General features: G+C 35.4%; 20 protein-coding genes. 9 read left to right on the forward strand and 11 right to left on the reverse strand.

Annotation, left to right across the window (positions count from 1 at the left end; translation table 11 throughout):
* Nucleotides 1-306: 306 nt before the first annotated feature.
* Genes fdhF through FC748_RS10395 form a run of 3 tightly spaced genes read left to right on the forward strand, consistent with a single transcriptional unit; the run spans nucleotide 307 to nucleotide 4,786 of the window.
* Nucleotides 307-3,243, forward strand: a complete 2,937-nt coding sequence (gene fdhF, locus FC748_RS10385; protein ID WP_108029677.1) for a formate dehydrogenase subunit alpha — start codon at nucleotides 307-309, stop codon at nucleotides 3,241-3,243.
* Nucleotides 3,244-3,247: 4 nt separating this feature from the next.
* On the forward strand, nucleotides 3,248-3,727 hold the full coding sequence (locus FC748_RS10390) for a helical membrane plugin domain-containing protein (protein ID WP_025219001.1): 480 nt from the start codon (nucleotides 3,248-3,250) through the stop codon (nucleotides 3,725-3,727).
* Nucleotides 3,728-3,739: 12 nt separating this feature from the next.
* Nucleotides 3,740-4,786 carry an Mrp/NBP35 family ATP-binding protein gene (locus tag FC748_RS10395; protein WP_024362403.1) on the forward strand — a complete coding sequence of 349 codons (1,047 nt, stop codon included), beginning with the start codon at nucleotides 3,740-3,742 and terminating at the stop codon, nucleotides 4,784-4,786.
* A gap of 49 nt (nucleotides 4,787-4,835) precedes the next feature.
* Here FC748_RS10395 and FC748_RS10400 read toward each other — a convergent pair whose 3' ends face one another.
* The 3 genes from FC748_RS10400 to FC748_RS10410 form a co-directional block, all read right to left on the reverse strand.
* Nucleotides 4,836-5,126 carry a hypothetical protein gene (locus FC748_RS10400; RefSeq protein WP_025218999.1) on the reverse strand — a complete coding sequence of 97 codons (291 nt, stop codon included), beginning with the start codon at nucleotides 5,124-5,126 and terminating at the stop codon, nucleotides 4,836-4,838.
* Between the two features lie 115 nt (nucleotides 5,127-5,241).
* On the reverse strand, nucleotides 5,242-6,372 hold the full coding sequence (locus FC748_RS10405) for a CamS family sex pheromone protein (protein ID WP_108029701.1): 1,131 nt from the start codon (nucleotides 6,370-6,372) through the stop codon (nucleotides 5,242-5,244).
* Between the two features lie 192 nt (nucleotides 6,373-6,564).
* Nucleotides 6,565-6,777: a DUF3955 domain-containing protein gene (locus FC748_RS10410; RefSeq protein ID WP_024362406.1), complete on the reverse strand. Its 213-nt coding sequence runs from the start codon at nucleotides 6,775-6,777 to the stop codon at nucleotides 6,565-6,567.
* A gap of 225 nt (nucleotides 6,778-7,002) precedes the next feature.
* On the opposite strand from FC748_RS10410, the gene FC748_RS10415 reads away from it, so the two are divergent.
* From FC748_RS10415 to FC748_RS10435, 5 genes are all read left to right on the forward strand, one after another.
* Nucleotides 7,003-7,452: a hypothetical protein gene (locus FC748_RS10415; RefSeq protein WP_108029676.1), complete on the forward strand. Its 450-nt coding sequence runs from the start codon at nucleotides 7,003-7,005 to the stop codon at nucleotides 7,450-7,452.
* A 155-nt stretch (nucleotides 7,453-7,607) separates the two neighbouring features.
* Nucleotides 7,608-9,131, forward strand: a complete 1,524-nt coding sequence (locus FC748_RS10420; protein ID WP_051147728.1) for a spore germination protein — start codon at nucleotides 7,608-7,610, stop codon at nucleotides 9,129-9,131.
* A gap of 28 nt (nucleotides 9,132-9,159) precedes the next feature.
* Nucleotides 9,160-10,347 carry a Ger(x)C family spore germination protein gene (locus tag FC748_RS10425; RefSeq protein WP_108029675.1) on the forward strand — a complete coding sequence of 396 codons (1,188 nt, stop codon included), beginning with the start codon at nucleotides 9,160-9,162 and terminating at the stop codon, nucleotides 10,345-10,347.
* 8 nt (nucleotides 10,348-10,355) lie between these two features.
* Nucleotides 10,356-10,595: a hypothetical protein gene (locus tag FC748_RS10430; RefSeq protein WP_108029674.1), complete on the forward strand. Its 240-nt coding sequence runs from the start codon at nucleotides 10,356-10,358 to the stop codon at nucleotides 10,593-10,595.
* Nucleotides 10,596-10,611: 16 nt separating this feature from the next.
* Nucleotides 10,612-11,760, forward strand: coding sequence for a GerAB/ArcD/ProY family transporter (locus tag FC748_RS10435; protein ID WP_108029673.1), 1,149 nt, complete (start codon nucleotides 10,612-10,614; stop codon nucleotides 11,758-11,760).
* Nucleotides 11,761-11,848: 88 nt separating this feature from the next.
* Here FC748_RS10435 and FC748_RS10440 read toward each other — a convergent pair whose 3' ends face one another.
* The 7 genes from FC748_RS10440 to FC748_RS10470 all read right to left on the reverse strand — a co-directional run bounded on the left by FC748_RS10440 (nucleotide 11,849) and on the right by FC748_RS10470 (nucleotide 23,518).
* A complete protein-coding gene (locus FC748_RS10440; protein ID WP_137102298.1) occupies nucleotides 11,849-12,166 on the reverse strand; it encodes a hypothetical protein in 318 nt (105 codons plus the stop codon).
* Nucleotides 12,167-12,848: 682 nt separating this feature from the next.
* A complete protein-coding gene (locus FC748_RS10445) occupies nucleotides 12,849-14,468 on the reverse strand; it encodes a hypothetical protein (RefSeq protein ID WP_108029671.1) in 1,620 nt (539 codons plus the stop codon).
* Between the two features lie 462 nt (nucleotides 14,469-14,930).
* Nucleotides 14,931-16,625, reverse strand: coding sequence for an FAD-dependent oxidoreductase (locus FC748_RS10450; RefSeq protein ID WP_108029670.1), 1,695 nt, complete (start codon nucleotides 16,623-16,625; stop codon nucleotides 14,931-14,933).
* 297 nt (nucleotides 16,626-16,922) lie between these two features.
* Nucleotides 16,923-20,675, reverse strand: coding sequence for an InlB B-repeat-containing protein (locus FC748_RS10455; protein WP_108029669.1), 3,753 nt, complete (start codon nucleotides 20,673-20,675; stop codon nucleotides 16,923-16,925).
* Between the two features lie 310 nt (nucleotides 20,676-20,985).
* Nucleotides 20,986-21,585, reverse strand: coding sequence for a TetR/AcrR family transcriptional regulator (locus FC748_RS10460; RefSeq protein WP_108029668.1), 600 nt, complete (start codon nucleotides 21,583-21,585; stop codon nucleotides 20,986-20,988).
* Between the two features lie 296 nt (nucleotides 21,586-21,881).
* Nucleotides 21,882-22,538, reverse strand: coding sequence for an MBL fold metallo-hydrolase (locus FC748_RS10465; RefSeq protein ID WP_108029667.1), 657 nt, complete (start codon nucleotides 22,536-22,538; stop codon nucleotides 21,882-21,884).
* Nucleotides 22,539-22,585: 47 nt separating this feature from the next.
* Nucleotides 22,586-23,518 carry a DMT family transporter gene (locus FC748_RS10470; protein ID WP_024362416.1) on the reverse strand — a complete coding sequence of 311 codons (933 nt, stop codon included), beginning with the start codon at nucleotides 23,516-23,518 and terminating at the stop codon, nucleotides 22,586-22,588.
* Nucleotides 23,519-23,630: 112 nt separating this feature from the next.
* Here FC748_RS10470 and FC748_RS10475 point away from each other — a divergent pair, with 112 nt between their 5' ends.
* Nucleotides 23,631-25,049 carry an aminotransferase-like domain-containing protein gene (locus tag FC748_RS10475; RefSeq protein ID WP_025218987.1) on the forward strand — a complete coding sequence of 473 codons (1,419 nt, stop codon included), beginning with the start codon at nucleotides 23,631-23,633 and terminating at the stop codon, nucleotides 25,047-25,049.
* Between the two features lie 255 nt (nucleotides 25,050-25,304).
* On the opposite strand, the gene FC748_RS10480 is transcribed toward FC748_RS10475, so the two are convergent.
* Nucleotides 25,305-25,898, reverse strand: a complete 594-nt coding sequence (locus FC748_RS10480; protein WP_025218986.1) for a class I SAM-dependent methyltransferase — start codon at nucleotides 25,896-25,898, stop codon at nucleotides 25,305-25,307.
* Nucleotides 25,899-26,003 lie beyond the last annotated feature (105 nt).

Below are 26,003 nucleotides of genomic sequence, written 5' to 3' on the forward strand. Positions count from 1 at the left end.
TGTTATTTAACATAAAAGTAGATTGAGTTTTTAGCAAGACCTGCTAAGAATTTTATCCACCATGAATGATTAGCATGTCTTGGACATGTAATTTCATGGTGGATTTTTTTATTTTACAAACCAAGATATGGAGTACTTGTTATGAACTAGACATTTAACTATTTCTAGGTAGATTAAAGACGAAGTGGGAATTACAATAATAACAAGACAATCAATTCAATCAACAACTCAATTCGTCATTCCCTTTTTGTCTTAAGCCGTAACAAGTTGTTTCATGAGTCTCAACGTGCAAAAGGAGGAAGTATCTTGACTCAAATTCTTATTAATGGGGTACCGTATGATGTCAAAGAAGGAGCTACAATACTTGATACCATTAATCAACATGACATTCCTCATCCACAGATTTGTCATGTGCCAGCTGTAGACCCAATCGAAACATGTGATACATGTATCGTGGAGGTAAATGGCCAATTAGTTCGTTCTTGCTCTACAAAGGCAGTAGAAGGCATGAATGTGTTATTAGCTTCTGACAAAGCTAAAGCGGCACAAACAGAAGCGATGGACCGTTTACTCGAAAACCATTTACTGTACTGTACAGTGTGTGATAATAACAACGGAAATTGCACATTACACAATACAGCCGAATTAATGGAAATCGAACATCAAAAATATCCGTACAAACCAAAAGTTGAACCACATGAAGTAGACATGTCACACCCATTTTACCGATATGATCCGAACCAATGCATTGCATGCGGACAATGCGTAGAAGTTTGTCAAAATTTACAGGTAAACGAAACATTATCGCTCGATTGGGAGGCAGAAAGACCACGTGTAATTTGGGATAAAGGTGCTGCCATTAATGATTCTTCCTGTGTAAGCTGCGGACAATGTGTAACCGTTTGTCCTTGTAATGCTTTAATGGAAAAATCCATGCTTGGAGAGGCTGGATTTATGACGGGTTTAAAACAAGATATGTTAGATCCCATGATCCATTTGATTAAAGAAGTTGAACCAGGGTATAGCGGTATTTTTGCGGTTTCTGAAGTGGAAGCTGCCATGCGTAGTAAGCGCACGAAAAAAACAAAAACAGTTTGTACTTTCTGTGGTGTAGGTTGTTCATTCGAAGTTTGGACAAAAGACCGAAAAATTTTAAAAGTACAACCTTCTGATGGTCCGGTCAATGCCATTTCTACATGTGTAAAAGGAAAATTCGGTTGGGATTTCATCAATTCGGAAGAACGCATTACAAAACCACTTATTCGCAAAAATAATGAGTTTGTTGAATCTTCTTGGGATGAAGCGTTAGATTTAATCGCCACAAAACTTGGTGGCATTCAACAACAATATGGTCCAGGTTCTGTCGGTTTTATCTCTTCTTCTAAAATTACAAATGAAGAAAATTACTTAATACAAAAAATGGCACGTCAATTATTTGCAACAAATGACGTCGACAATTGCTCTCGTTATTGTCAGTCTCCCGCTACGGACGGTTTATTACGTACAGTAGGTTTAGGCGGTGACGCTGGTACGATTCAAGATATTGCCAAAGCAGGCCTTGTCATTATTGTTGGTGCTAACCCAGCTGAAGGCCATCCTGTTTTAGCAACACGTGTGAAACGTGCCCACAAATTACATGGTCAAAAATTAATCGTTGCCGATATTCGTAAACATGAAATGGCTGAGCGTTCAGACATCTTTATGCATCCAAAACAAGGTACTGACCAAGTGTGGATTATGGCAGTTACCAAATATATCATCGATCAAGGATGGCATGACGAAGCCTTTATTCAAGACAATGTCCTGCATTTTGAAGATTTTAAACAAGTGCTTGCAACCTATACCCTTGATTACGCTCAAGATATGACCGGAATTAGCAAGGAAACATTGATTGAAGTTGCTGAAATGATTCGTGATGCAAACGGCACTTGTGTTCTTTGGGGTATGGGTGTCACGCAAAATACGGGAGGCTCTTATACATCAGCGGCTATTTCGAATTTACTATTAGCAACTGGTAACTATCGTCGTCCTGGAGCTGGGGCTTACCCGCTACGCGGTCACAATAATGTTCAAGGTGCCTGTGATATGGGGACATTACCAAATCTATTGCCTGGCTACCAAAAAGTGACCGATGATGAAGCACGAGCAAAATTTGAAAAAGCTTATGGTGTCCCTATTCAATCTCAACCAGGTCGAAATAATATGCAAATGTTAGATGCTATTATGGAAGGTAAAATGAAAGCGATGTATTTAGTGGGCGAGGATATGGCACTTGTTGACTGTAATGCCAACCATGTAGATGAGGTTCTTTCACAAATAGAATTTTTTGTTGTCCAAGATTGCTTCCTATCACGTACTGCCCAATATGCAGATGTGATTTTACCAGCAGCCCCTTCGCTTGAAAAAGAAGGCACATTCACGAATACAGAACGTCGCGTTCAGCGTCTCTATCAAGTTTTGCCAACACTCGGTGAGTCAAAAGCAGATTGGGAAATCCTTCAAGCAGTCGCACGTCGATTAGGAGCAGATTGGCAGTATAATCATCCAAGCGACATTTTCGATGAAATGGCGAGTCTATCTCCGCTATTCTCACAAGCCAACTATGATGTTTTAGCAGGCTGGGGTAGCTTCTGTTGGGGTAGTCATGATGGAAAAGATACACCATTATTATATGAAGACGGATTTAACTTCCCTGATAAAAAAGCACGTTTTGCTTTACATGATTGGGTGCAACCGGTTGAATTTGAGGCACAATACGATTGTCATATTAATAACGGTCGTATGCTCGAGCACTTCCACGAAGGAAATCTAACAAATAAATCGAAAGGTATTCAATCAAAGGTACCTGAAATTTTCGTTGAAGTTTCACCACAATTGGCGAAAGAACGAGGCATTGAAGATGGCGCCCTACTCCGTTTAGTATCTCCATATGGCGCATTAAAGCTCAATGCATTAGTAACAGATCGCGTGCAAGGGAATGAATTATTTTTACCAATGAACTCTGTTAGCAAAGATTCAGCTATCAACTTCTTAACTGGTCCTGCAGCAGATATTAATACATCAACACCAGCCTACAAACAAACAAAAGTTCGAGTAGAAGTGCTAAAAGCAAAAGGCAAGACGCCGTTGCCACGCACTAACCCGCGCTATAAAAAGCGTCATCCTCAAAATGGTGTAGAGGTACAACGAAAATGGAATCGTCCTGGCTACGTTCACTTAACAACCCTAAACGAAAGAGAGTGAGAACATGGCTGAACCCATTACAAGCATAAAAAAACAACAAGTAACAGATGAACAACTCAAGGAACAAAAATTAGATAATCTTAAACAACTGCTTTCTGAGCAGGAAGAAGCGGTCAATCAAGTATTGCTTATTATGGCTGAATTAAATCATATCGGTGCACTAGAAGCCGCAATGAAACTACTAGAAGCCAAAGAAGAAGTGGCCCATATTGCGCTTGGACAACTAACACGAAAGCCTGTAACCAATATGATTAATAATTTAATGGGGGTTGCAGGAGCTTTGACAGAGCTCAAGCCGGAAACAACAGCGAAGCTTATTGAAGGCTTAAATTCAGGTGTAGAAGAAGCTAACAAAGCACTTGAATCCGATGACAAAGTTAGCACCTTTAAACTTGTGAAAATGTTAAATGATCCAGATGTCAATCGCGCACTCAATTTTGGTGTTCATTTCTTAAAGGGACTTGGCAAAGGGTTAAAAGAATAAGGTGGTTCTAATATGTTAGTACAAGAAGATGTTATCAACGCATTACAACAAGTTCAAGATCCTGAGCTTCATCAGAGTATCGTCACATTGAATATGGTACGCAATATTCACATAAGCGGCACCCATCTATCACTGGATATTATGTTAACCATACCAGGCTGTCCGTTAAAAGCGAAAATTCAGCAAGATGTGGAGGAGGCACTACAAGCAATTGGTGCCTCCAGTGTTGCCGTTACCTTTGGTGTTATGACTGAACAGGAACGTCGTGCACTATCGTCCCTGCTACAAGCGAAAAATAGTAACGAACAAGGGATGCCAAACATGTTGCAGCTTCATTCAGGTGTGCAGTTTATTGCTATCACAAGTGGTAAAGGTGGCGTTGGGAAGTCGACAGTGACCATTAATTTAGCGGTCGCTCTTGCTCGTCTTGGCAAACGTGTAGGCATACTAGATGCTGATATTTACGGCTTCAGCATTCCTGCAATGATGAACATTGAGCAAAAACCTATTATGCTTGACCAAACAGTGATACCAGTTGAAAGTCATGGGGTTAAATTAATGTCAATGGGCTTTTTCACCAATGGGAACCAGCCTGTTATGTGGCGTGGACCAATGCTCAACAAATGGATTCGCAATTTCCTTGTCAACACGGTATGGGGAGAGTTGGATTTTCTGCTGATTGATTTACCACCAGGAACTGGGGATGTGGCGATTGATATGGCCGCGATGATTCCACAAGCACAAGAAATTATCGTAACGACACCGCATTTGGCCGCTTCTCACGTCGCATCCCGTGCAGGCTTAATGGCTCAACATACGAAACATTCCATTCTTGGTGTAGTTGAAAACATGGCTTATTTTGAAGGGGCAGATGGTCAAAAAAACTATCTATTCGGACAAGGTGGAGCCGAACATTTGGCAAAATTACTCCAAACTGAAGTGATTGCCCGTATTCCTTTCGCCCAGCCTGAAGAAAATACAGGTTCCTCCATATATGATGAAGAAACAGTGATTGGCGAAATCTTTACTCATCTAGCAGAAGATTTACTATATCAATAAAACAACAATCCCTTGATTTGCTTATTCACAAATCAAGGGATTTTCATTGCTACAAATAACCCGCTTTTTTTAACACTTGTATGAAATAAAAACGATACGTATTTTGGACAAATGTATCTAAAGGTAACCCTACATGCACCTGATACTTTGTAAAAATAAAATAAAAGCGTTTATCCCATTTTAAACGTAATAACGCTCCTGCCTCTTCACCATATTTCGCTGTAAATTCTCCAATCAAAGGCTCAATTATGTTGTAACAATAGCTTTTTAAATGTGCTAATGCTTCAATATCTTTATCCCTTTGAAAGCGTATAATCCAATCTACTAATTGCTCATTCATGTTGTCTAAATGCCATCCTTCAATATAGAGTTTCTTCCTATTTAAATAATACTCCATATTAACGCAATTGATAAGCGAATAATTTTCAGAATTGTTTGGGTGCCTGTCACTAAAACTAAATCGGGGTAGCAAATATTTGTTTTTCTTTTGGGTCCCATAGAACAATGCCGATATCTTGGTTTTGATCGATAATACGAATCGACACAGGCACATAGTCAAATAAAATAGTATTTAGTTTTGTCCCTATAAACTGTAAAAGCCCAATCAGTTCGGTATCGTTTATTAAAGGGGCATGTACCTCTATTTTTATATCTGCTAGCTTGCCATTTTCATATCGCAACTTTCCAATTATTTTAGGATTTAAATGTTTGAAATTCTGTTGTATATCTTCCTTAAACTTTAATAATTGATTATATGTATCTTGATCTAAACTATATAAGGCATCAGAAGGAAACGTATAGTCTTTTTTATCTATGGCATTCCATTTATCTATTTTCTCCTTCCCCTCTGCAATATAAGAATCAGCTAAAAAAACACCTGGAATAATATCGTTTTTATTGGACTCTTGATACAACGTTAAATAGATTGGAACGTTAGGTATTGTGGCATTTTTCCTTAGATCTTTTATGATGCTTTCAGCCACTTTTTTGCCATACTCAGCAACATCATTCACATCATTATCAGTATTATCTACTTTCACTTGCCCTGTATAAATCAAGCCTTTATCGTCGGATACCCGAATATCATAAAATTCATTTAACGATATAGCTAAAGACATTCCTTCTATTTTCCCGCTTTTTTTGTTAATAAAATTTTGCTCTAACACATGTGATAATATTAGCGGATTCATTTTTTCATCCTCTAAAACATTGCCCGTACTATTTTCGATAGCTGGATTTAACCCTAAACCTTCTTCAGTTTTTCTAGCTAACCATTGATTTATAATATTTTTATCTAAATATTGTCCTTCTTGCATATAAAAACTGTTGGGAGAAAAATGGTCAACTGATAAATTCATGAGCCCTTTTTCGATTTCATTGATATTGATTGAATTGTTCATGTGACCAACAATTAGCCCTCTTGAAACGTTCGATTTGGCAGGCTGTTGAATTTCATAAATTTCCTTCTTTTGAATTGAAGAAATATACATTTTTTCTTCTTTCGTATTTACATCGTCATTATCACTACAAGCAGCTAAGAAAAACAAAGGGGATAACCAAATTAGCGCACTCTTTTTTATATCCATTTCTTTTTGCTCCTTAATCATTGTCATTTCAGGCAATTCTCTACAAATAATTCCACACCTAATATTACCATAAATTGTACAAAGATAGGTTAACGCCATAAATAACCTTTACCTGATTAACTGCCCTCTTATTCTATTTTTACACCATACAAAAAACCCTGTAATAAAACAGGGCTTTTAATGAATTCATAATCAAACATGTCTTGTTTTTTGGATTAACGACAACAATACTACCCCTACTACACAAATACAACCAATAAATAACAACAAAAATCCTATTGGTATTAAAAAGAACGGTTCCTCTAATGTACCATCAGGTGCAACACTACTCCCCTTTATCATAAAGATTAAAAAGCTGATGACTCCTAAAACAATTGGTGTTGAAGCTAACACATATTTCTTCATTTCTTTGTCCCTCCATATAAATAATTTTGGATTCAGTGTTTTAATTTAGCACCAAATCCCTTGTATCCTGTTGCTATCATAAACGAATCATTTAACCTAAGTCAATTATTTTTTATCGTAAATCGATAAATTTTTATTCTTTAATACGTTCTTTTATTTTTGACTTTTAAAATCTAATATTATAAAATAACCAAAAATCTTATATAAATATGGAAGGGTGTTTTTATGAACTATGAGGATTTAATGCAGCGAGAAGGTTATTTATTTTTAGATAAGATAACAGAGCCTGGAACAAACGCTTTAAGGATTTCGATTAATAGAGCTGCTATCAGTTCAAAAAGCGAGGATATCAACATTCATGAATTTCAATTACATGATGCCTATCCTATTGAAATTGATAAGACATTACCACAAATCCATATCGAATTCGATTCGTATGTAGCGTACACTGTTTTTGATGAGTCATTCCACTTTGTCAATAACGAAGATGAATTTCGAGGTCATGCCATACGCATATTTACAAAATCCGCCTATTTAGATTTTGTATGTAAAACAACGATTGCACAGGAAATATATTCTTATAAAGAATTAATCCACTATCAGATTGTTTGTCTAGACCATATAGTAGATATTGTTTCCTTCGAACAACCTAGCATTTGGACAAGCGAAAAATAGATTTCAAAACAGACAATCATCATATGTCTGTTTTTTTATTTTCTATTCATTTCATTGATTTTAGAGAATTTATGAAACAGCAATTCTATTATTTGGTATAAACACGCTATCATTTGCATATTCTATTAAATAGAAAACTAAAGGAGGACACTGTAGTGAGTAATGCCGAAAATGATAATCTCTTAGAAAATAAAACGATTACATCTCTTTCTACATCTCTCCTAGAAAATATTAAGACCATTAAAAACTCACTAGGTAATAGCAATGATATTATTATCCGTGAATTTTTAGTTGGCAAACCGGTGGAGATACCAATCGCTATTATTTATACGGATGGTCTGGCAGATAATACCTCGATTAACGACTTTGTTTTAGAGTCTATTATTTCTAATTTTGAAGTGACATCTGAAACTACTTTGCAGGAAATTGCGATTCGATTAAAAGCTTATTGCATAACCGTTGGCAGTATAAAAGATATTGCGGACTTTTCATCATTGTTAAATGCTATTTTAAGTGGCGAAACTATTTTATTAATAGATGGGCTTGCTATCGGTATTTCAACAAGTACTAAACGAGTCAAAGATAGGGCGATAACAGAGCCCGTTACAGAAGCTGTTATTAGAGGGCCTAGAGAATCATTCACCGAAACTTTACGAACGAATACAGCTTTAATTCGACGGAAAATAAAAAGCCCTAATCTATGGATAAAATCAAGAGTGATAGGTGAGGTTACACAAACAGAAATCGCCGTTATGTATATAAACGGCATAGCCAATGAAAAAATAGTGAAGGAAGTACTGCATCGATTAGATCAGATTGATATTGATGGTATTTTAGAGAGTGGTTACATTGAACAATTAATTCAGGATACAAAGTTTACTTTATTTCCTACTATCTACAATTCCGAAAGACCAGATGTTATAGCTGGAGAATTACTAGAAGGAAAGATTGCGATTCTAGTGGATGGTACACCTTTTGTTTTAATTGTACCTGCTTTATTCACTTCCTTTTTGCAATCAGCAGAAGATTATTATCAGAGCGCATTTGTTAGTTCGTTCATCCGTCTTATTCGATTTATAGGGATTAGTTTGGCATTAGTTGCGCCATCTCTTTATATTTCTTTAACGACCTTTCATCAAGAAATGTTACCAACATCGCTACTAATTAGTATTTATGCGCAGCGAGAAGGCGTTCCATTCCCTGCTTTTGTTGAAGCTTTAATAATGGAAATCGCCTTTGAAGTTTTAAGAGAAGCTGGTTTGAGGATGCCGAGAATGATTGGATCAGCCATTTCGATAGTCGGCACACTTATTATTGGACAAGCAGCCGTTGAGGCCGGCATTGTGTCCGCAGCAATGGTCATTATTGTTGCTTTAACAGCTATTTGTAGTTTTCTGTTCCCGGCATATGGTCTTTCCAATTCAATTCGTATTTTACGCTTCCCATTAATGGGCTTGGCAGCGATGTTCGGGCTGTTTGGCATATTTATTGGAATTATGCTATTAATTATTCATTTATGTAGCTTACGTTCTTTTGGCGTTCCATATATGAGCCCATTTGCCCCTTTAATACCGAAGGATCAAAAAGATGCTTTAATTGTTTTACCGCGTGGTTCTTTACTAACACGTCCGCGACTCATTAGTCAAATTAATAATGTAAGAGGACGAAAAAATCGCTAATCACTATCTGGTTAAATGAGGGTACCTAATGAAGAAGACCATACTAATAATTTCATTAATCTTTCTAATTTCAATTCTTAGTGGTTGTTGGAGTAAACGTGAATTAAATGATTTGGCACTTGTTGCTGCTCTAGGTATAGACTTTGTTGATGATGAATATGCCATTTCTGTACAAGTAATTGATCCTAGTCAAATCTCTTCCAAGCAGACGGCATCTAGACAAGCACCAGTCGTTACTTATCACGCGAAAGGAAAAACTGTCTTTGAAGCCATTCGAAAAATATTAGCCTTGTCTCCAAGAAAATTATATTTTGCGCATGTACAATTAGTTGTACTTGGAGAGGACTTAGCTGTAGACGGTATACGAGATTCTATTGATTTTCTAGCAAGAGATCAGGAGATACGAAACGATTTTACGATTATCGTTTCGCAGCAAGCAACAGCCAAAGATATTTTAAATGTCTTAACCCCAATAGAAAAAATACCAGCAAAAAAAATGTTAAATTCGCTTACCGTTACCCAAGATGCATGGGGCTCTACTTTAGAAGTCGATGTTGAAGACTTAGTAACAAAATTAGGAGTAGGAAATCAATATTTTGTTCTATCAGCTATTGAAATTCAAGGGGATAAAAGTTTAGGCATTGACCAAACAAACGTAGAAAGAATTGAAACACCTGTAAAACTTAAGTTTACTGGCCTTGCCATTTTTAAAGAAGATAAATTAATCGGTTATCTCGATGAGTACGACAGTAAAAGTTTTAATTACTTAAACGATAATATAAAATCAACTATTGAAATTATTGCATGCCCTTCTGATGGTGTGTTAACAACTGAAATTACGCAATCCAAAACAACAACAAAGGGAGCAATGAAGAACGGTTCACCTACTATCAACGTTAGTATCGACATTGTCCAAAATGTTGCAGAAGTTAAATGTGACATCAATTTAACAGAATTGACCACGATTGATTGGATTAATCGTCAAACCGAGTTATCTATCAAAAAGAATATTGATGAATCGCTGCATGTTCTCCAAGAAAAATTTAACGCAGATGTTCTCGGTTTTGGAGAAGCGATTCATCGTGCTGACCCTAAAGAATGGAAAAAAATAAAAAAAGATTGGCATACCATTTATCCTAATGTTGAAGTAAATGTCAAGGTAAACGTCAATACGCAAGGTTCAGGAACGATGCAAAATTCAAAATTAAAGGAGTAAAAAACACTATGTTCATTGCTCTAGGTATATTAGTGATTTCACTTGCTATTGTTTTGGTCGAACGTCCTAAATTAAAAAAGGAAGGAAAAAAGATAATTTGGACATTTTCCATTTTTTTAGTCATAGGGACATCCTTAAACATTGCTATCAGTTTGCAAACTTTTATTCCTAGCCCACTGGACGCAATTATGTATATTTTTCATCCAATTAGTGATTTTCTAAAAGAAGCATTACTAAATAAAAAATAACAAATAAGAGGCTATTATGAAAAAACAATTGATAAGCTCCCGTCAATTCACAATCATTGTTATCCTTTATACAGCTGGAACAGGAGTACTAATAATACCTGCAAGTATTGCCTTAGAAGTACAGCAAGATGCTTGGATTGTAGCAATAATCGGCACTCTATTAAGTTTATTATTAATAAAGCTATTTATTATGTTATCAAATAAAATGGCGGATCTTTCTCTTGTAGAAGTAACGGAAAAGTTTCTAGGAAAATTTATCGGGAAAGTTGTTTCTATCGGATTTGTACTGTTAACTCTTTTTTCATCCGGTGAGTTACTATATTTCATTGGTAATTTCCTACAAACAGAGGTGATGCCTGAAACACCTCCAGTCGTATTTGCTATACTTTTTTGCTGTATTATTTTATTTGCTGCATATCAAGGGATTGAAGTATTTGCACGTACTTTAGAGATTCTATTTCCTGCCTTTTTATTGGTATTTATGATTTTCTTGTTCTTTGTTTCACCCCAAATAGAAATAAAACATGTGCAACCAGTTTTTGAAGTGTCCTTTCAACCATTTATCTATAGCATTATACATTTTATGGGGCTATTTTCTTTTCCATTAATCGTACTATTAATGATTTTTCCTTCAGTAATCAACAACCTACAATCAGGTAAAAAAGGATTTTATATAGGCACATTAATGGGAGGATTTATTATTACTTCCTTTATAGCCTTATCAATACTCGTATTAGGCGTTACCAATACCACTATCAGAACATTTCCTAGTTATACATTGGCACAAAAAATTTCTGTAGGAAAATTTTTGCAGCGCATTGAAATTATTATGGCATTTATGTGGATGGTCACAATATTTGTACGAGCGTTTATGTATTATTATGCTTCTTTAATTGGCATTAGCCAAATACTGAAACTAAAGGATCATCGACCATTAATTTTGCCACTTGGCATGATCTCAATAGCACTCTCTCAAATTGTTCATGCGAATATTATTCATTCCGATAAATACAACCAACAAACATGGCCACTTGCTATCGCTGTTTTTTCTATTTTTCTACCCATCATCTTGCTATTGATAGCGATGTTTAAAAGATCAAAAAATAAGAAAAAAATTGACCCAGCTATGGACGATGGTGAAACGCCTCCTAATGCATCATCATAAGGCTCAATTTAACACTAAGAGAAACGCAAAAAAAATCGGTAGCCAAGGATTTTTCCACTGGCAACCGTTTTTTTATATTCCGTATCTATTAATATCTTGCCGCTTCAGAAGAAGGATTTAAAATATCGTGTACTTGTTCTTCAGTTACATCATAAGTGTTGAATTTAGTGTAATACTGTTGAATTTCTTCAGTCATATTATAATTGAAAATTTCTGGATGATTGTGCTGTGCCATCCATTTTAACACAAGAGGTGCATCTCCATTTGGTGGATACCAGCGATAAATACCTAGTGGCACTTTATACACTTGTTTATTTTTCACTGCTTTTAACTGATTCCAATCTTGGCCTTGTAAAAGCCCTCCTATATGATACTTGCGTGTCAAAAGCAATTGACATACTATCATACGGATGGACTGTTTAATTATAGCTTGTTCTAGACTACGTCCTCGAAGTTTATTCGACGCTTCGAGTGAAAATGAGCACTCAATTACTTTTTATCACATAAACAGTTTTAGGATACGATTAGCTTTTGTTATTGTGCTGGAATAAAGGATTCGACTATGGCTGCTAAAGCTTGAATCGTGTAGTAGCTATCACTTGTAATCACATGACAACCATGGCAATACGGATTGGAAACAATCGCTAAACAGAATCATAAGTGTAATTGTTCCTGCAACGCATAGTGCATAGAATATACTATTATATAATCAAGTGTATCATATCCATTGTTAATTCTACTATATATCTCATTTGAAATTAATCAGCCTCATACATTGAATCGAAAATAAATTCCTCGATGTTCCATTTAATTGTAAAACCCCACACCCTTTACTAATTATCATTATCTTTTCCCCCTATGTATTAACATTAGAGAAAACTATGAAAGGATTATTATTCTCAAAACTTGTGTTCATCCACTACTATTAAATGTTGGAGGACTCCGGATCTATCTAGATAAGAAAGCTTGAATGCACTCTCAGAAAGTTTTTAATAAGAATCGTTACTTTCTTTCATTTCATTTCATCGATTTTTATAATCAGACTTTGGAATTACAAATTTTGGTTATTGCTATCGTTCAAGCAAATTTTAACTCTGTTTGGGACATTCTATAAATTCTTTATAATCATTCAAAGCTTCAAAAATTGCTATATATTCGCTACTATTTATACTTCCACACTCATAATATGATTCAATTGTTCGTTCCAAAAAGTCCAGTTCGTTTATACCTTTTACGATAAAAACCCTCTTTTCAAACTGAGGAGCAACCAAATATTTAACAACTTGATAAAAATCAGTATTAACATCTTTTTCAACGCTGTAAAAAATCTTCTCTTTTGGTAATGCTAAATAGTTAGCAATAGATAAAGTTATTAGTACAACACTTACTATTACTTGAATTAAATGTACTAGTAATAGAATAAATTTACTTACACCTACTAACCCGATATCCCCTGGGTACGAAAAATTAAAAAAACTAATTGAAAAAGATTTCATTATAGATAGAAGTAAAATATGTATAGTTGAAAAAATTATATTTAATCCGTTAAGTAATCCATCACTAGCATCACCATTTTCTAAATAATCACCTATATAAAAATAATGGATAAAATTTAGTAATGCAGCAAGTATTGATAATTCTGCTAAACTAAATAGGGCCAATATTATACGATTGCTTCCATCTAAAAATGTAGTCTTAGTAACTTTTTTAAATTCTATTATATCATTATAGAAGGAATAAATAATTTCTACAGATCTTGAAATAAATCTTATTAACACAATTCCAAAACATACAATCAAAAATACTTCACTATATTCATTGAATTGAATGTCATCTTTTAAAAATCTAATTCCCCCATAACAAAAAATAATAATCGTTACAAAAATAGAAATGGAGAAATAAAAATTAAATTGATTTCTTTCCAATACAATGTAGGTCAGTTGTTCTTTTAAATTAAATATAGTTCTTTCATTTGAGTTTTTAAATTTTTCTTTAACAGTTTTTTTTATATAATCTGCATATGAATAATCAAAAAGTATTATTAGCCTCATACCCCAAAAAGCTAATATAAACATCACTGAAAAAAATAAAACAAAAGGTAATTTTTTTAATACAAAATCAAGATATTCATATTTTGGTAAATAGTATAACTCCGGTAAGTAATAACATATAGCTATTATTACAAAAATCATATTCCGATAAAAAGTTTTTAAAAGAACAAATATTAAAATTAAACCTAGTATTAGTGTAATAATTATTTCAAAATCTTTTTCTGAGGTAATATTAAACTGAATGTAAATTAAGATAAATATTGCAGTCATCAATCCTTTATATCCAAAAAATTTCTTAATATATACGAAAATATCACTTAAAATAGTATTTTTCACATGAAATCTTAACAATAACTCAGCTAATTTTGGTAAAGCTATATATAAGTAAATAATAATTAATATTAATGGTATAAAAATAGATAAACTTATTAATTCAGAAAACTCTGCCGTACTTTTTATTGTAGGATTTTCTTTGACGATAAAACCTACAGTATCAACTAATTCAGTTAATAACTTTTTGCTAGATGAATTTGTCATTATAATTATAGCTAGAAAAATAGCAATTAAATTTACTAAAATATATAACAATATTTTTATCTTTGAAAGTGTATACTTTTCATATATCAACCTATTATCTTTAAATTTTATTGATTTCACCTTATCTCCTCAATTCCAAATTATTAAATGAAGGGTTCATATTCCACAACTACATATATGAAAATTAATGTAGCAACTAACTCAATCTAATATTCTCTGCAAACCTGATATCTATGATTAGTTATATGTTACCAAAAAACGCTTTAAAATAAACAGCATTTTTCAACTCTTATAACTTTCGATAACTTGAATTGAATATAGGCTTTAAAAATCCAAATTTATTGGTAGAGATACTGCTATAATCCCTCAAACCTTCTACTGCCGCATTATCTCTATCTAACCGAGGTCTTGATATAAAGTCGTACATAAAAATTATGTAGCCCAATAAATATCTAAATATTTAAAGTGCTGAAACTAAAAAGAACTACTTACTAAAGATAGTAAGTAGTTCTTTATTTTCCAGTCGCATATCTCAAACAAAGTATTATTCACGAAAACTTCTATGCCTTACTTCTACAACTATTATTTAAAATTATATTGTGTAACAATTGGCTCACGATTTAGTTGTTGATCTTTAAAATACTCATACAAGCTAATTCCTAAAAATGAGCCCGAGATATTGTAAACTTGATCATAACCATTATGCTCTAGCACCATTACCGCATTGTAACTACGTTGTGCAGAACGACAATGGACATAGACAGGTACGTCCTTTGGAATTTCATGCATACGCTCACGTAATTGACTTAATGGAATGTTTTTTGCACCCTTGATTGCACCATTTGCAAATTCATTAGGCTCACGTACATCAATTACAACTGCGCCTGACTCGACTAATTGGCGTACTTCACTGACACGCACTTGCTTAAAACGACCTGCCATAATATTTGTTGCGACAAGAGCCGCTAAATTGACGACATCTTTCGCGGTTGAAAACATTGGTGAATATGAAAGCTCTAGCTCTTTTAAATCTTCAATTGTCCCATTCATTGTCATCAATGTCGCAATGACATCGATTCGTTTATCTGCATTCCCCTTACCAATCGCCTGTGCGCCAACAATTCGTCCAGTTGGTACTTCATAAATTAATTTAAAATGAAGTGGATTACTTGTAGGCATCAGCCCAACTTTATCTGGCGCAATGATATACACGGCATCAACTGGTAACCCCATTTGCTTTGCTGTCCGCTCATTCAATCCTGTTGCAGCTGCTGCATAATCAAAAACTTGAATACTCGATGAACCTATAACACCTTTATTAGCCGAAGTTATTCCATATATATGATCCGCAGCTGCACGAGCTTGCTTTTGTGCAGGCCCAGCTAATGCTAAACGAGTCGCTTTATTCATCAAGCGATGATACACTTCTATGGCATCTCCAATAGCATAAATGCTCGGGTCATTCGTTTGATAATTTTGATTTACTTTAATGGCACCAGTTGCACCAATCTCTAGTCCTGCCTCTACTGCTAATGTTGTTTCTGGACGAACGCCAATCGCTAAAACAACGATGTCAGCATTCATTCTTTTTCCTGAATTTAATGTAATAGAGTCTGTCGTAATTTCTGCTAAGCCATCCCCTACAATCAAGTTCACACCATGATCTAATAACTCTTTGTGTAAAATTTGAACCATATCTTCATCAAATGGTGTTAAAATTTGTGGGGCAAATTCCACTAAAGTAACACCGCGTCCAACTAAGCGGAGGTTTTCAGCTACCTCTACACCAATAAATCCACCACCAATAACTGCGATATTTTGAGCATCTTTTTTAACAATTGCTTGTTGTAATTGTTCAATATCTACTACATTTCGCACAGTGAACACATGTGGTAAATCCGTACCTTGAAGATTTGGAACAATCGGGCTAGCTCCTGGTGATAAAATTAACTCATCATATACTTCTGTTGATAGCTCTCCTGTTTGTGTACTTCTAATCGTTACTGACTTTTCATGACGATTAATGGCAATCACTTCACTATTTACACGTGCATCAATTTTATATTTTGATTCAAAGGACTCTGGTGTCATCATTAATAAACGCTTACTATCTTCCACAACACCGCTTAAATAAAATGGTAAAGAACAATTTGAAAACGATACATGTGGCCCTTTTTCAAACATGACAATTTCAGCTTGCTCGTCTAACCGTCTAATTCTCGCCGCAGCAGAAGCGCCTCCAGCAACTCCACCAATAATAATAATCTTCTTCATCAAAATCCCCTCCAAAAAATATGTAGAATACAATACATGTAATTGATTAGCACTTTCACAATACACTATATACCCACAGGGGTATATAGTCAACTAAAAATTTACCAAATTAAAGGAGCATTAGAAAAACTTTCGATTTTGCTTCACAAAAGCAACATCACAAATTTCGTCATGCACGTCATATAAAGTAACAATATATTGCTTCTTTCCATACTTTAAAACGCTAAATTTAGCGTCTCCCACAAACAGAAATACTCAAAGGGCGTAAAGCACTGGAAATGCTTCACGCCCTTAAAAGATCTATTGCTGCATTGCTCGATATAAAAAAGCTGCTAATTGTGCTCTTGTCACAGAAGCTTCAGGTCGGAACTTACCATTATCACCTAATGCTATCCCTGCCCGTTCTAGTGCCCCGATATACCCCGCACTCCAATGACTGCTATCTACATCCGTAAATGAACTTGTAGTTTGTGGTTGGAGCTGTAATGTATTCGCTAATATTTTCGCCAATTGGGCGCGTGTAAGATGGTCGGCTGGATGAAAGGCTCCATCAATCCCGTCTATAATACCCGCCTGCTGTAAGATCGTAATCTCATGATAATACGGATGATGTGGTGCTACATCTGAGAAAGCTATTGATGGACGACTCGCCTCAAATGTAAATGCACGTGTCAAGAGGACCGCTACGTGCTGGCGGCTTATCGTCTCATTTGGACGGAAAGTACCATCCTTATAACCTGTAATTATCCCTCGTGTTGCCAATGCCTCAATTATTTCCTGTGCCCAATGGTTTTCAATATCTTGGAAAGTCACGATTGGTAGCAATGGCTGTGGTGTTTTGGGTGGCTGTGAATCTTTTGACGATTCTGCTTCTTCCTCTGGTAAGGCTGTCCATTTCGCATAGAGCGTTAAACTTTCTTTCACCAGCGTCCCTTTATCCCACGGTTTCGTTAATTCCTTGTCTTGATACCAACCAGCAAAACGGAAACCTTCTCTTGTCGGTATAGGTAAGTCGCTAACTGTTGTATTATAGGCAATCTCTATGTCCTTTAAAGATAACCCTCCATTTGTCTCGAGGGATATTTGAATGGATCTTGATGGATTAGCGGAATTATTGCCTTCCGATGTGGATGGACCCGTAACATTACCTTCATTTGGTGTAGAAGGGTTCGATGCCCACTGTGCATACAATGTGACATCTGCTTTTCCCATTTGGAAGGTTGCATTTTCGACATAGGAAATGCCTTTTCCATCTGCTTGAGTATTCCAGCCTGCAAACGTATAACCAGTTCTTACTAGCTGTCCACTATTTCCTTGAACTGTTACCGTTTTGTTTTCTTCATACTGGGTACTGTCCTGTGGCACAGTGCCACTCGTTGCGCCATTTGCATGATAGATTACGGAATACGTTGACGTATTAGGTTTCGTCCATTGTGCATATAGCATCACATCCGCTGTACCGATTGGGAAAACGTCATTTGCCTGATACGTCGTCCCTTTTCCATCTGCTTGTGTATTCCAGCCTGCAAATATATAGCCCTCTCTTACTAGATTGCCACTATTTCCTTGGACTGTTACTGTTTTATTTTCTTGATAATGTGTATTATCCTGTGGTACAGTGCCACTCGTTGCGCCATTTGCATGATAGATTACGGTATACGTTGATGTATTAGGTTTCGTCCACTGTGCATATAGCATCACATCCGCTGTACCGATTGGGAAAACGTCATTTGCCTGATACGTCGTCCCTTTTCCATCTGCTTGTGTATTCCAGCCTGTAAATATATAGCCCTCTCTTACTAGATTGCCACTATTTCCTTGGACTGTTACTGTTTTATTTTCTTGATAATGTGTATTGTCCTGTGGTACTTGACCTCCGACTGCATTATTGGAATCATAGGTAACTTTATAATATTGTGTTGCTTCATATACACCTAAATCAATGGCCTTTCCTTGAATGCGTTTTCTTCCTACTAAATCATGCGGTAAACTATTTGCAGTTGAATCTCCTACATCAATCGCAGGTCCTCCAAGCTTTAAATGATAATATCCGCTAATTGGGTTAAGAAATACATCTTCAAGCGTATAAATAGCTTGACTAATAGGTTTTTCATTAGCATCGTATAACTGACCTTTGTAGCCTAGCCCATTCGCGAATACATCTAGCAAACTATTTGTTACCTTACCTAAAAAATTACTCAATGCTACTGAATTGCCATTTCCAATAATTATACTATTGATAATTTTACTATTTTCTGAACCGCCGACTATAGCTATTGGACCATTATCAGATATCGTCGCATTGATTATACTAACATCTCCATTGATATAATTGTAGATGGCACTCCCTATGCGATTTGTTGCATTATTAGAAGCAAAAAGTGCATTCATTAATGTTGGATGACTTGCCTCATTAAATAATGCGCCTCCCTGCATTGCTGTATTTGAATGAAACCCTACATCTATTATAGTTGGATGACTATCAAACTGATTGTATATTCCACCACCCCATGCATCCGCTATATTTCCATAAAATTTTACATCCTTCAATATCGGATTACTCCGATTATTTTGTATACCAGCTCCATTGCCCCCTACTCCATAGCGTATTTTCGCATTATTTCTATAAAATTCAACTTTATTTAATTGGGGTGCACTTTCTGTATTAGCCATACCGCCCCCAGCATTCGCTTCATTTTCAATAAATAGAACATTTTGTAAAATAGCGTGACTGCTCATCTCATTGCGCATGCCCCCTCCAAACCATTCAGCTTTATTTTGCACAAATTTTACACTTGTTAAGGAAGGCAAACTTTTTCGATTATACATACCTCCTCCTTGTTGCAGTGCTATATTCCCGCTAAATGTCACATCTGTTAATATTGTGTCACTCCCACTGAAATTTGCCATTCCACCTCCATAATAGCCTGCTTCATTGTCTATAAATGTTGCAGATTCTATAGTAGTGTGACTTGCACCATTATAAATACCACCACCACTCTCTGTTACTTTATTTTGACTGAAGATCCCATTTGTTATAGTCGGAGTGCTCATATTTCCATTATAAATGCCGCCTCCTAACACCGCTTTATTGTCATGAAATTCAACATTCATTAAGGTTGGAGAGCTGCCTAAGTTATACATCCCCCCTCCGTATTGATTGGCATGATTTCCACTAAAAATAACATTCCTCAAAGTTGGATGATTTCCAGAATTAAACATACCTCCCCCATGTTGATGAAAAATGGAATAACCGTCTGCTTGTCCTTTTGTAATCGTGACTCCATCAAGTATAGCCGTGGCGTTCAATTTTACGTCATAGTTATTGGGATGATAAAACACATGATAGGCCACTTCTCCGCTCGGAAGTTCACCACTTAATATCGTTTTATTTTGCGTTAAATCTCGATTATCTACGATTTCTTCATCTTGTTCACCTTTAAACCCACCATAAATGGCTACACCATTTTTCATTCTAAAGTGTGCAGTACGAGCATCCCTCACATTATCTAATCTTGTCGGTGTATATATGCCTTGCGCTATCCAAATTTGATCGCCAGGAGTTGCCCGTTCTAAAGCCGACTGTAAATCTATAAAAGCGTTTTTCCAACTTGTACCATCACCTGTCCCACCAGCAACATTTGCCTTGACATAAATAATCTTACTTGCTGCTAATTGTGTAGTTTGAGGCACTGCAATACGAATCGTCTGCTTATAAATATCTGATTGTCCTGCCACTCTAAACCAAATGGAATGGTCACCTGGCTCTGTTACTATAAGTGGTGAGGTCGTATCAAATATTGTCCATGTATTTCCCGCATCTCTCGATAACTCTACTTGAAGATTTGCACGATCGGCAGTAGTTACTGTCACTTGAATTGTGACAGGAGCTGAAGTAATATTCCCAGCTATGTATGGCTCTCCTTCTGTTGTTAAAGTAAGTTGAAGTGACTGATTCATCTCTGCTTGTACAGGTATACCGCCTATTAAAGAATATGCACTTAATAAAAATAAAGAAAAAATAGATATAACCTGTAGCCATATCTTCCTCATACCATCCCTCTTTTCATTTAGTTTATAGTAGAAATAAAAACTAAAATCCGCTTATATTACTACGAAGTAATATAAGGGTATACTATAATAATTTTAGTATAACAATAGCTCATTTCTAACACATTGAAGTTACCTTCTATTACTTACCCTCCGTTGGAACATATAAAGGAGTATGTATAGCGTATACATTCCGTCACCATATAGCTATTGCCCAATCTTTATTTCCACCTCCATAATATATTACTGAAAAGTAATATTCAACTATAAAAAGAAAAATATAAATTTTCCTTTTTAACTCAATTTGAGAACACTATTTTTCTCTATTTAGCATTCCTTCTATCAGTAAATTGACTATATCCGTCGCTATTTCTTGTGGTTGTTTTTTCTGTGGTAGTAATTGAATGAATGTTAATCGTTCAATTATGCCTATTAAGCACTCTGCCACTGTTTGCGTATCTAAATCTTTCCGAAAGTAACCGGCATCTACTTCAAAATCCAGATTGTCTTTTATTTGCTTGACCATTTGCGCTTTTATTTCATCTGCCTTTGTTGATAAATAAAACCCAATACGTGTTAAATTAGGGTTTTTAGAAAAAAACACCAGTAATTCTTTTACGTTATATATAATACGCTCTTTTACTGTTGCTTGCTCCAATGCAGGCTGTAAGCGGCTTTTTTTGGCAAAATCAATCATGCGTAAGCGAAATAAATTTTCTAATTCTTCGAAAATAGCATCCTTATTTTTAAAATACAAATAAAAAGTGGGTTGACTTAATGAAGCAGCTTTAACAATCGAACTCACTTTTGTATCATGATATCCATGTTGTGCAAATTCATTTGCTGCGATTTCAAGAAGTAGTGCCCGACTTTCTTCACCACTAGCGCCTTTAGGTCTTCCTCTTTCTCCCATTCAAAACACTCCTACATAAAAATTACTACTAGTCCCACATCTACATTTCATTATAATGTATATGTAGTTACAATTTCTAAACGAACAATCAAAAATTTACTGATACTATACATGAAAGTGACCACTTAGGCAAATACTTTTCCATTCATTCAATTACTTTATTTTGCGACCTTTTATCGCACATCAACATTGTGACACACTATTGGCAAAAGTATAACAAATACACCTCGTAAAAATTAGACATGAAATCTATCTTTTACGAGGTTGTCTTTTGTTTGGCTCACCATCTTTTTTTACTATTGAAATTTTAAAATCTGATCATTACTATTTGCCAGACTTAATCCGCCGTGGTAACAAACTACGTATTCTATGTCTAGATTTATATATTTCTTTAATGATTGGCGAGCAGCCTCTATATTTAAAGTAGTTGGAAGATGAACTCCCTGCAGTACACCGTTTACACTATACATCGAATCCCCTGCAACAAGTGTTTTACTTTGCCTCAAATATAGACTAATGTGACCTGGGGTATGTCCTGGCGTATGGATTACGAGAATTCCCCCACAATATGGCAGCTCTTGACCGTCATGTAACGTCTCATCTACTCTTCCCTTCGGTGGATTCGCTATATGCCCATCTTTCAGAAGTGGAAAATCCCCTTGAATATAAGGTTTATCTAGCTCATGCGCGTATACTTTCATATTACTTCCATCGTTTTGTAATATGTCAGGTAGGTTCCCTATATGATCTATATCCTGATGTGTCAAAATCACAACTTGTATATTGTCAAAAGCCACGCCTATCTTATCTATTGCTACGCGCAAATCTTCCATTTGTCCAGGAAATCCAGTGTCTATTAAAACGGCCATGTCTTGATCCCATAAAAGCGTGGGATAGATCATGGTGCCATTAAATTCAAGCTCCAAAACCTCTACTCCTTTAGAAACTTGCATAACTTTGCCTCCTTGACAATTCGATTTTTTAATAAGATTTTCTTACATTAGAAAATCTTTTGCTTAATAACATGCTGCAAAGTCCCTTTCTGCCAGAGTAACTTCTTCAATGTTTCGTAATTGACTAGAACCGTTCCAACAATAATCGTCAAAGTACCTATGCCAGTTAACCAAGATAGATATTCTTGATAAAAAATAACACCTAATACTACAGCGATTAAGGGAGAAATATACAGCCATGTAGAAGGAAAAATTGGATTTGTCCGTGAAACAAGCCAATAATAAATGCTATGCCCAATCATTGAGCCTACAATAATTAAATAAAGAAGGGAGCCCATTGAAGCGAGATTTAACAGATTGTTAAACTGAATGTTCTCGGTAAAAAACGATAAAATAATTAATAGCATCCCGCCGTACATCATTTGCACTGCATTTAAGGCAATTGGTGATGTCGTTTCAAATTTTTGGATAACATGTTTCGTATAAATTGTTCCTATTGCATAAAATAGCTCACCTACTATGATGGCGAGACAACCAACCATCCAGAAGGTACTTATTTCAATTGAAAAACTAGGTATAATCAACAGTGTGACACCAATAACTCCGACAACACAACCGATCAATGATTGACGATTTCCTTGTTGTTTCAATACCAATGTTTGAATAATGATAATCATCATCGGACCCGTAGCAGATAAAACAGCTGCAATTCCTGATGTCACATACTGTTCTGCCCAGTATAATGCGGCAAACGTTCCAAAAGTCAAACATACCCCTGTAAAAAACATCTCTTTCCGCCATAATAACCGGATTGTCGTTTTTTCTCTCCAAACCATAAAACTAAATAGCAGCAAACCAGCAATGAAAAAACGAAGCCCAGCTGATAAAAACGGAGGTACCCCTGCATCAACACCAATTTTAATCGCTAAAAAAGTCGTACCAAAAATCAAACACATAAAAATATAATTAATCATCACCATATCAATCTCCTCCTTTTTTCTATCATAAAAGAAGGAACGTAGAACAGATTGAAAAAGATAGAACAGATTAACATCGTTCGTGATACAATCTTTTTGAATAGGAGGAATCGAAGTGGACAAAACGATTGAACATAAAGATTATCTTTTTAAGAAAGTATATGATTATGTACTACACCGTATAGAACGCAACGAATGGAAAGAACATGAAAAGATTCCCTCCGTCCGCCAATTAGCTTCTGAAATGAATGTTCATCGATTAACGGTCTTAAAGGCTTATCAATTATTAAAAAAGCATGACAAAGTTTATGTAAAAGATAAAGCAGGCTATTTTGTCCAATCAATCGAAACAAAACATTTTGAAAATCTAAATCAAAGCAATCCGATTGTTTCTGCATACTTACAAAAAAATCATTTATCTGAAATCCATCAGCCAGCTGTTTCCTATCAATTTTCGCAGGCGTTAATTGATCCCAATCTTTTACCTAATCATTATTTTTCAGATTACGTAAAGAAAGTGTTTGATCTTTATCCAAAAGTACTTGCAACTTACTCAACTGTGCAAGGTGATTTAGAACTACGTGAAACACTCACACAGTATTTTATCAACCAGTATAAAACACATATTAGTGCAGATGAGTTGCTCATTACTTCTGGCTCACAGCAAGCGATTCACCTTATAGCCCAAACTTTTATTAAGCCTAGAGACGTCGTTTTATTTGAACGTCCAAGCTATAGTGCTGCGATTGATATTTTTAAAGCACAGGGAGCCCAGATTGTTACGGTGGATATTCATCCAAAAGGGTACGATTTACAACAACTTGAATTATATATTAAGCAATATAAACCGCGATTATTTTATCTCAATCCGACATTTCATAATCCGACTGGCTATACTGTTCCTATTGAGCAGCGCAAAAAATTAGTAGAATTAGCTGAACAATATCGACTGTTATTAATTGAAGATGATGCTTATCACGACATATATTTTGATGAACCCCCTCCACCACCCATTTATACCTATGATAGTGCTGGGACAGTCATTTATATCCGAAGTTTTTGCAAATATATTTCACCTGGTTTAAGAATTGCGACTGTTATTTGTCAATCATCATTAATGAACGCATTGCTAACAACGAAATCGTTAGCGGATAATGGCTCACCACTTCTCAATCAAAAAATTTTTCTCCATTACTTTTCATCTCTAAGATTGCAACAACACTTGGAGAAAATTCGAATTGCTCTTCAAATTCGAAAGGAAATCATGGAGGAAGAGCTAGCCATAACAGATTGGCGATGGACCAGTCCAAAAGGCGGTTTGAATTTATGGGTACAGCTTCCAAATAATTTTCCAACTGAATTATTATTAAGCAAAAGTTTCGAACAAAATATTTCCTTTGTGCCAGGACAAGTTTGTGATCCATTAAAACAATTATCTTCTTGGATTCGTTTAAGCTATTCTTACGCAAATGAAAAACAATTAAAAGAAGGGCTAAAAAGGTTTGTAGCAGTGGCACAATCACTTTCTAAGTAAGCTGCCATACAACAAAAGTGTTAGATTGACTGCAATCAATCTAACACTTTTTTGTTATGTCGTTGATGTCACCAAAGGCTCCGTTACCGACAACTAGTTTTTCATTCTATTTTTTGCAAAAGCAAAATACACGAACATTATTTCTCTGTTTCTTAAAACTTATTCGCATTGGCCCAGCCTCGATACGATAGACAAAGAAAGTTCAAGTTATTTCTCGTATGTCATTTGTCTTTTTCTTCTCATATACCATACAGATTATTTTTCTACTATTACTTGTATGACACGGCGAGTACTTGTTTGAATCGACGTATCATATTGTTCTACTTCCCCCGTAAAGTAATGTTTTAATTTATAACGACGAGCCCATCTTAAGATATTCTCCGCATTATATAAATGAGACATATCTTTTGGTCCCCCCGTATTGTATAAAAGCTGTGCGTATTCATATACCTCAAACATAAATACACCGTTTAGTTTTAAAGAGTTCATAATTTTATCAAGTACTACTAATTGGAAGCTATGAGGAAAATGCCCAAAAACCATTATTGCGCCATCATAGTTTTCTTTAGGCAGTTTGTACTCTATTAATTCTACCCTTTTTGTGTCGATCGTTACGCCATTCATATTTGCCAGTAATTGAACTTTAGCTAGTCCTTGTGAAGTAGAATTATAAACCGTTACCTTATATCCGAGTTTTGCTAAAAATACTGCATTCGCTCCCTCATTTTCTTCATACGCAGCAATTTTGCCATGCTTTGGGAAATAATGTACAGAAGACTTAATAAATCGATTCGCTTCCGTTCCATACACATATAGTGGTGGACTCTCTTGTTCACGCCCCATGCTCATACCCTTCCTCCCATTTATACGTAAAACGATTCCAGTATTTTAAACTGATGTTTTTATTACCATCATTATAAAAAACAATTGAGAAATTCTAATGAATTTTAGTAA

Source organism: Lysinibacillus sphaericus, from assembly GCF_005217585.1.
GTDB lineage: Bacteria > Bacillota > Bacilli > Bacillales_A > Planococcaceae > Lysinibacillus > Lysinibacillus sphaericus.